Source organism: Streptosporangium sp. NPDC051023 (assembly GCF_040689595.1).
Lineage (GTDB): Bacteria > Actinomycetota > Actinomycetes > Streptosporangiales > Streptosporangiaceae > Streptosporangium.
In genome coordinates this window covers 1-6,594 of record NZ_JBFBCE010000173.1, presented here as the reverse complement: position 1 = coordinate 6,594, position 6,594 = coordinate 1, and the positions used below count along the sequence as shown (strand labels likewise).

Annotated in this window: 8 protein-coding genes; 7 read left to right on the top strand and 1 reads right to left on the bottom strand. The window is 72.2% G+C overall.

Annotation, left to right across the window (positions count from 1 at the left end; genetic code table 11):
• Positions 1-152 precede the first annotated feature (152 nt).
• The 3 genes from AB0395_RS47335 to AB0395_RS47325 are packed head-to-tail and all read left to right on the top strand — an operon-like array spanning position 153 to position 2,167.
• Positions 153-800: a WYL domain-containing protein gene (locus AB0395_RS47335; protein WP_366294708.1), complete on the top strand. Its 648-nt coding sequence runs from the start codon at positions 153-155 to the stop codon at positions 798-800.
• Between the two features lie 37 nt (positions 801-837).
• The gene (locus tag AB0395_RS47330) at positions 838-1,437 is read left to right on the top strand and encodes a GNAT family N-acetyltransferase (protein ID WP_366294705.1); all 600 of its coding nucleotides are present in this window, start codon (positions 838-840) and stop codon (positions 1,435-1,437) included.
• 40 nt (positions 1,438-1,477) lie between these two features.
• Entirely contained in the window at positions 1,478-2,167 is a 690-nt protein-coding gene (locus AB0395_RS47325; protein WP_366294702.1) for a LysE family translocator, read from the top strand.
• A gap of 27 nt (positions 2,168-2,194) precedes the next feature.
• Here AB0395_RS47325 and AB0395_RS47320 read toward each other — a convergent pair whose 3' ends face one another.
• The gene (locus AB0395_RS47320; RefSeq protein WP_366294699.1) at positions 2,195-3,049 is read right to left on the bottom strand and encodes an NAD(P)H-binding protein; all 855 of its coding nucleotides are present in this window, start codon (positions 3,047-3,049) and stop codon (positions 2,195-2,197) included.
• A gap of 121 nt (positions 3,050-3,170) precedes the next feature.
• Here AB0395_RS47320 and AB0395_RS47315 point away from each other — a divergent pair, with 121 nt between their 5' ends.
• From AB0395_RS47315 to AB0395_RS47300, 4 genes are all read left to right on the top strand, one after another.
• Positions 3,171-3,650 carry an Rrf2 family transcriptional regulator gene (locus AB0395_RS47315; protein WP_366294696.1) on the top strand — a complete coding sequence of 160 codons (480 nt, stop codon included), beginning with the start codon at positions 3,171-3,173 and terminating at the stop codon, positions 3,648-3,650.
• A gap of 149 nt (positions 3,651-3,799) precedes the next feature.
• On the top strand, positions 3,800-5,212 hold the full coding sequence (locus AB0395_RS47310; protein WP_366294694.1) for an MFS transporter: 1,413 nt from the start codon (positions 3,800-3,802) through the stop codon (positions 5,210-5,212).
• Complete coding sequence (locus AB0395_RS47305) at positions 5,193-6,071, top strand: helix-turn-helix domain-containing protein (RefSeq protein WP_366294691.1); 879 nt, start codon at positions 5,193-5,195, stop codon at positions 6,069-6,071. The genes AB0395_RS47310 and AB0395_RS47305 overlap by 20 nt, the downstream gene beginning before the upstream one ends.
• Positions 6,068-6,478 (top strand): VOC family protein, encoded by a 411-nt coding sequence (locus tag AB0395_RS47300; RefSeq protein WP_366294688.1) that lies wholly within the window; start codon positions 6,068-6,070, stop codon positions 6,476-6,478. Before AB0395_RS47305 ends, AB0395_RS47300 begins: the two co-directional genes overlap by 4 nt.
• Positions 6,479-6,594 lie beyond the last annotated feature (116 nt).

Genomic DNA, 6,594 nt, shown 5'->3' with positions numbered 1-6,594 from the left:
CGCGACCTCGCGAGGGGTCAGGAACCGCTCGGCGACGCCGTCGAGGGCGAAGGTGCCGTCAGAGCCGATGACCAGGATGGCCGTCATGGGGGGCCGCCGAGCTGAAGCTGCTCGCCGCGCTGCCGCCCGAGCCGCGTTTCCACGCCGCGCGGATGCGCGAGCGCTTCCACCTGGACGTTCCCGGGTGGTACCGCGACGCGGACGAGACGCCCTTCCTCGGCGACGTCGCCGAGGCGGTGTGGGAGCAGCGTCCGATGCGGATGACCTACCGCCGCTGGGGCCCACGCGACGTCGAACGCCTCACGCACCCGTACGGCCTGGTGCTCAAGGGCGGGACGTGGTACCTCGTGGCCACGGCTGACGGGGGAGGACCGCGCACGTACCGGGTTTCGAGGATCGTGACCGCCGAGATCCTCGACGGCAGGTTCGACCGGCCCGCCGACTTCGACCTGTCCGCGTACTGGGAGAGCTACGCGGCGGACTTCCGCACGCGCATGCACACCGGAGAGGCCCTGGTACGGGTGGCGCCGGGCGTGGAGAAGATGCTGCGCTACACCGTCGGCGCCGAGATCGTCGACGCGGCCATGGCCGAGGCGGGGCCGCCGGACGAGCGGGGCTGGACCGTGATCCGCCTGCCGACGGAGTCCACCAGGCACGCCCACTGGCTGCTGCTGCGCCTGGGCGCGGACGTCGAGGTTCTTGAGCCGCCCGAGCTGCGCGCCCTGATGGCCGCCACGGCCGCCGGGCTCTCCGAGTTGTACCGCACGCCCCAGGAGCGGGATACGGGTGAGGCGAAATAGGGTCGCCCCCTTCCGCCGGGTGGCCTAGCCTGTCCGGATGCTGAGACCTTCCTTTCCGATTCGTACCGACCGCCTGATCCTGCGCCCCTTCACCCCCGACGACCTCGACGGGTTGTACGCCATCCAGTCGCTGCCGGAGGTGACCCCCTACCTGTACTGGGGGCCCCGTGACCGCGAGCAGGTCGCGGAGGCACTGGAGATCAGGATCAAGCAGACGGCGCTTGAGGAGGAGGGGCAGGCCCTCGCCCTGGCGGTCGAGCTTGCCGAGACCGGCGAGCTGATCGGCGACGGCGTGCTGTTCTGGCACAGCGCGCAGCACCGCGGCGGAGAGATCGGCTACGTCTTCCATCCCGGCCACCACGGCAAGGGGTACGCGACGGAAACGGGCAGGGCACTGCTCGAGCTGGGCTTCGACGGTCTGGACCTGCACCGGATCATCGGCCGCATCGACGGCCGCAACCACGCCTCAGGCCGGGTCCTGGAGCGCCTGGGCATGCGCCGCGAGGCCCATCTGGTGGAGAACGAGCTGGTCAAGGGGGAGTGGGTGGACGAGGTCGTCTACGCGATCCTGCAGCGCGAGTGGCGTGGACGCGCCCCGGTCCCGGGGCATAGGACAGGTCCCGCGGCGCGCGATTAAAGTGATTGCGGGTGCCGGGGGTGCCCGGCACGATGAGGGTGTGTTCCTGCTCGCCTTCGTCGGTTCGTGCTTCCTGGTCGCCATGATCCCCGGGGCCAGCACCGCGGTGATCCTCAGACAGACCCTGCGCGCGGGACGGCGGCCGGGCATGGCCGCCACGCTGGGCAACGAGACCGGCATCCTGCTGTGGGCGCTCGCCGCCGCGTTCGGCCTCTCCGCGCTGGTGCTCGCCTCGGAGATGGCCTACGACGTCATGCGGGTCGCGGGCGCGGCCCTCCTCGTCGTCATGGGCGTCCAGTCGCTGAGGAACGTCCGGCGTGCAGGCCGGGACGGCGGGGAGCGAAGCGGGGAGGCCGTTGCGCCGCGGGCCGTACCCGGGGGCGGGCCCTCGGACGGGCCCTCGGACGGGCCCGGTGAGGAGGCGGGAACGGGATGGCGCCGCTCCTACCTGCTGGGCTTCAGCACCTGCCTGGCCAACCCGAAGGCCGCGGTGTTCGCGATGTCGTTCCTACCGCAGTTCGTCCCCGAAGGAGCGAACGTGCCGCTCACGCTGACCACGCTGGCGGTGGTCTGGGTGCTGGTGGACATCGCGTGGTACACCCTGTTCGTCTGGATGGTGTCGCGCGCCAAGCTGTTCTTCAACAGGGCGGTCGTGCGCCGCCGTCTCGAGGCGGCCTCCGGTGTGGTGCTGATCGGCCTCGGCCTGCGGATGGCGGTCGAAACCCGATGACGCTCGCGTTCGACGACCTCACCTGATCTACTTTGTAAAGGCCCCGGCCTGAGTTTCCGCCGACGCGGCACGGAGGGCGGCCTCGACAGCCCGCGCCAGAGACACGGGGGGACGGCCGAGCAGCCGCTGGAGATCGTCGCTCTGCCTCTCCAGCGCTCCCGCGCGCACCTGGGCGTTGAGCCAGCGCATGGGGCCGGTCGCCTCGTCGGGCCCCTCCCGGTAGGCGACCGGGACGCCGGAGGCCTGGGCAAGGGTCCGGGCGAGTTGCGGATATGTCCACAGCGGGCCGGTCAGGTCGTAGCCGCGGCCCAGATGTCCGTCACCGGTCAGCGCGTTCGCGGCGGCCTCGGCCAGGTCGGCCTTGAGAGCCGTGTTGAGGCCGCGCCCGCCGGTGCCGTCCCTCAGCTCGCCCGCCGCGACGGCGGCACTGAGGCCTGGGTTGACGAACGCCTCGCTGTAGTAGGGGTTTCGCAGGATCGTGTACGGCAGGCCGCTGCCGAGGATGGCCTTCTCCGTGGCGTGGTGTGCCTCGGTCACGCCCTCGCCCGAGGTGTCCGCGCCAAGGAAGCTCGTGTAGGCAAGGGCGCCGACACCCGCGCTCACGGCCGCCTCGACGGCGGTCAGGTGCTGGGACAGGCGCCGGGCGGGGTCCAGTTCGGGGGAGGAGATCAGCAGCAGCCGGTCCGCGCCGTCGAACGCCTCGCGCAGGCTCTCGCCGTCGTCATAGTCGGCGTGGCGCACGCCGACTCCGCGGGCGGCGAGGTCGGCGGCGGCGGAGGGGCGGCGCACGGCGGCCACGATCTCGCCCGGCGGTACCCGGGTGAGCAGATGGTCGACGGTCAGGCGCCCGAGGGCGCCGGTTGCCGCGGATATCACGATCATGGAATCTCCTCGTCGGAACGGTTGATCGAACCTATCCGGGCGGTCCGGTCCGTCCAACGGGTTTTCCGTGTGGTGCGGGCCGTTGGAGCGGGACGAATCGGGATGTGTAATATCCCCTTTTATGCGGATGGGTGAAGGAGTGGAGTGGGGGTTGCACTGCTGCCTCACTCTGGCATGGCTTGAGGACAAGGGGCCCATGCCGACGGCGAGGATCGCGGCCTGGTTCGAGCTCCCGCCCGAGTATCTGAAAAAGCGCCTGCAGGCGCTGGTCCGCGCGGGCGTACTGGTCTCCACTCCCGGGGTCCAGGGGGGATTCCGGCTGGCCAGACCGCCGGAGAAGATCACCATGATGGACGTGGTCGCGGCGATCGAAGGGCCGGATGAGGCGTTCCGCTGCACGGAGATCCGGCAGCGGGGGGCGGGGGAGGACACGCCCGCCCGGGAGTTCGAGCGGTCGTGCGGCATAGCCGTCGCGATGCGCAGGGCTGAGCTGGCGTGGCGGCGCGAGCTGGCCTCGCGGACACTGGCCGACTTGATGGCCGAGGCGTCGCCCGGTGCCGCGGAGCGGGCGCGCCGCCGCTACGAGCGCGTGGGCGGCTGATCCGGCGGCGCTCCGGCGCCTTCTGTGGCCTCGGCCACCTTCACGGTTCCGGCCACTTCCAGACAGACGAGTACGAGCGGGCGGGCGGCCCCGCCGGGGTTCCTGCGGGTGAGGCCGGCGGTCCGCACACAGGCGGAAGGACAACCAGGATGTTTGATGTCCCGATTAGGGAGAGGAAGAAGCGGGAGGTCGGCGGGGCCGGGTCCGGCGCGCGAGGGCTGTCCTCGACGCTGGTACTGGCCCTGGGCACCTTCGCGGTCGGCACCGACGCCTTCGTCCTGACCGGGTTCCTGCCGTCCATGGCCAAGACGCTCAAGGTGACGGAGACGGTGGCGGGGCAGTCGCTCACCGTGTTCGCGGCGGCGTACGCCATCCTCTCGCCGGTCCTGGCCACCGTGACGGCGCGGATGCCGCGCAGGGCGCTGCTGGCCTGCGCGCTGGCCGTGCTGGCCCTGGCGAACCTGGGCTCGGCGTTCTCACCGGGTTTTCCCACGCTGATCCTCACCCGTGTGCTCGCGGCCGCGGGCGCGGCCGCGTTCACGCCGAACGCCGGGGCGGTCGGCGCGGCGCTGGTGCCCGCCAGGCTGAGGGCGAGGGCGCTGGCCGTCGTGGTCGGCGGCCTGACCGTCGCGACCGCCGTGGGAGTGCCCCTGGGCGAGCTGGCGAGCCGCTGGCTGGGGTGGCGTACCGCGCTTGGCCTGGTGGCCGTCCTGTGCCTGCTGGTCTGCGCGGGCGTGCTCATGGTCATGCCTGCTCTGCCGGGGAATCCGCCCGTGCCGTTGCGAGCCCGCCTTTCGGTGCTGCGGCAGCCCGCCGTACTGGCCGTGCTGCCGCTCACGGTGATCGGGATGGGCGCGGGTTACGTGGTCTACGCCTACAGTGTCCCGGCGCTGGAGGCCGTGGGGGTCACGGCTTCGGGGGTGGTCTGGACGCTGTCGCTGTACGGCCTCGGCGCCGTCGCGGGCAACATGCTGGCGGGCTACGCCACCGATCGCTGGGGGCCGGTGCGGGTTCTGGGCGCCGGGTACCTCACGATGGCGGCGACTCTCGGGCTGCTCTGCCTGATCGCGGTCACGGGTGCCCGGTCTCCGTTCGTGGTGGGAGTCCTGGTGGCGCTGTGGGGTGGGAGCAGCTGGTGTCAGACGCCGCCGCAGCAGCACCGCCTGATCGCCGCCGCGCCGGGGGAGGCCTCGCTCGTGGTCTCTCTGAACGCCTCGGCGATCTACGTGGGAATCGGCCTGGGCACCGCGCTCGGCGGGCTTGCCCTGTCCTCGGGCGCCGCCGTGATGTACGGCCTGGCCACGGCGCTGGCGCTGGCGGCGCTCGTGTTCCTGCTGGTGACCTCGTCGCCCGGTGTCGCCCGGTGTCGCCCGGTGTCGCCCGGTACCCGGGCGAGTAGGCTGATCGCGACTCCTCACGCCTCGCGGGCGCAGGCGGTTCTCGCGGGCCGCGTCGCGGGCGAGGGGGTGGGCGAGGAGCGGGGACCTTCGCGGGCCCGCGGACTGCGTGGGGAGACCCCGAGAAGATGCGAGGGGATGACGGATGGCCGGGGCCGGTTGTGACGACTCCACGGTCGAGATCGTCTCGCGGCGGCCACCGCCCGTGTTGCGGCCGTTCGTCGCCGGATACACCGGCTACCGCGAGACGGGGCGCCTGCCGGGACGCCACCGCGGTCTGCCCTCGCCGTACCTCACGCTGATCGTCACCCTCGACGACCCGCTCGTCATGGCCGCGCACTCCGACGGGCGGACCGTGCCGGTCAGCTACGACGCGCTCGTCGGCGGCCTGCACACCACACCGGTGCTGATCATCCATGAGGGGCGCCAGTCCGGTGTCCAGCTCGCTCTGACCCCGCTGGGCGCGCGAGCGATGCTTGGGCTGCCCGCGGGAGAGCTGGCCGGTACCGAGCTACACCTGGCGGACGTCGTCGGGCCGCTGGCCGACCGGTTGCGCGAACGCATGCTCCTGGAGAACGACTGGGCCGGGCGGTTCGCCGCCCTCGACACCCTGTTGCTGGAACGCGCCCGTGCCGAGCCCGCGCTGCCCGCGGAGGTGGCGCGGGTCTGGCGGCGTCTGCTGGTGACCGGCGGCACCGTGACCGCCTCCGAGCTGGCGCGCGAGGCCGGTTGGAGCGGCCGTTACCTGAGCAGGAGGTTCGCGGCCGAGATCGGCCTGCGTCCGAAGGAGGCGGCGCGGGTCGTGCGCTTCGACCGGGCACGGCGGATGCTGCAGCGTTCGGCCGCCTCAGGGGACGGCCTCACGCTGGCCGGGCTGGCGGCCGCGTGCGGCTACTGCGACCAGGCCCATCTGGCCCGTGAGTTCGGCGCGCTCGCGGGCTGTTCGCCGAGTCGCTGGCTGGCCGAGGAGTTCCGAAACGTCCAAGCCAGGAGCACCGCCCCGGCGGAAGACTCGGCGACATGACGGACAACACTCCACCACCTCAGGCCTGGCCCATCTTGCGCGCCCGGGACGCCCGTGGCCTGATCCGCTTCCTCGTCGAGGCCTTCGGCTTCGAGGAGACCGTGGTCTACGGTGACGGTGACCGGGTCGACCACGCCGAGCTCGCCTGGCCGCCGGGCGGGGGGATCATGCTCGGCAGCGTACGCGACGCCGAGGACGACCTGTGTCAGCTGGTTCCCGGTATGTTCGGTGCCTACCTCGTCACCGACGCCCCTGACGAGACCTTCGCCAGAGCGGTCGCCGCGGGGGCGCGACCGGTTCGCGAGCCCTACGACACAGAGTACGGCTCCCGCGACTTCATGGTCGGCGACCCCGAGGGTAACCGCTGGTCGTTCGGCACCTACCCCGGCCATCCCAGGAAGGGGTGAGGGGAGAACGCGGTTGCGAGGGGGTCCACGCCCAGTCCGTGTCGGTCGTCACGGTCTGGGCGTGGCTATCGCGGTGCCACCGCGCCCCTGGGTCACGTCGCCGACGGCGGCGGCTC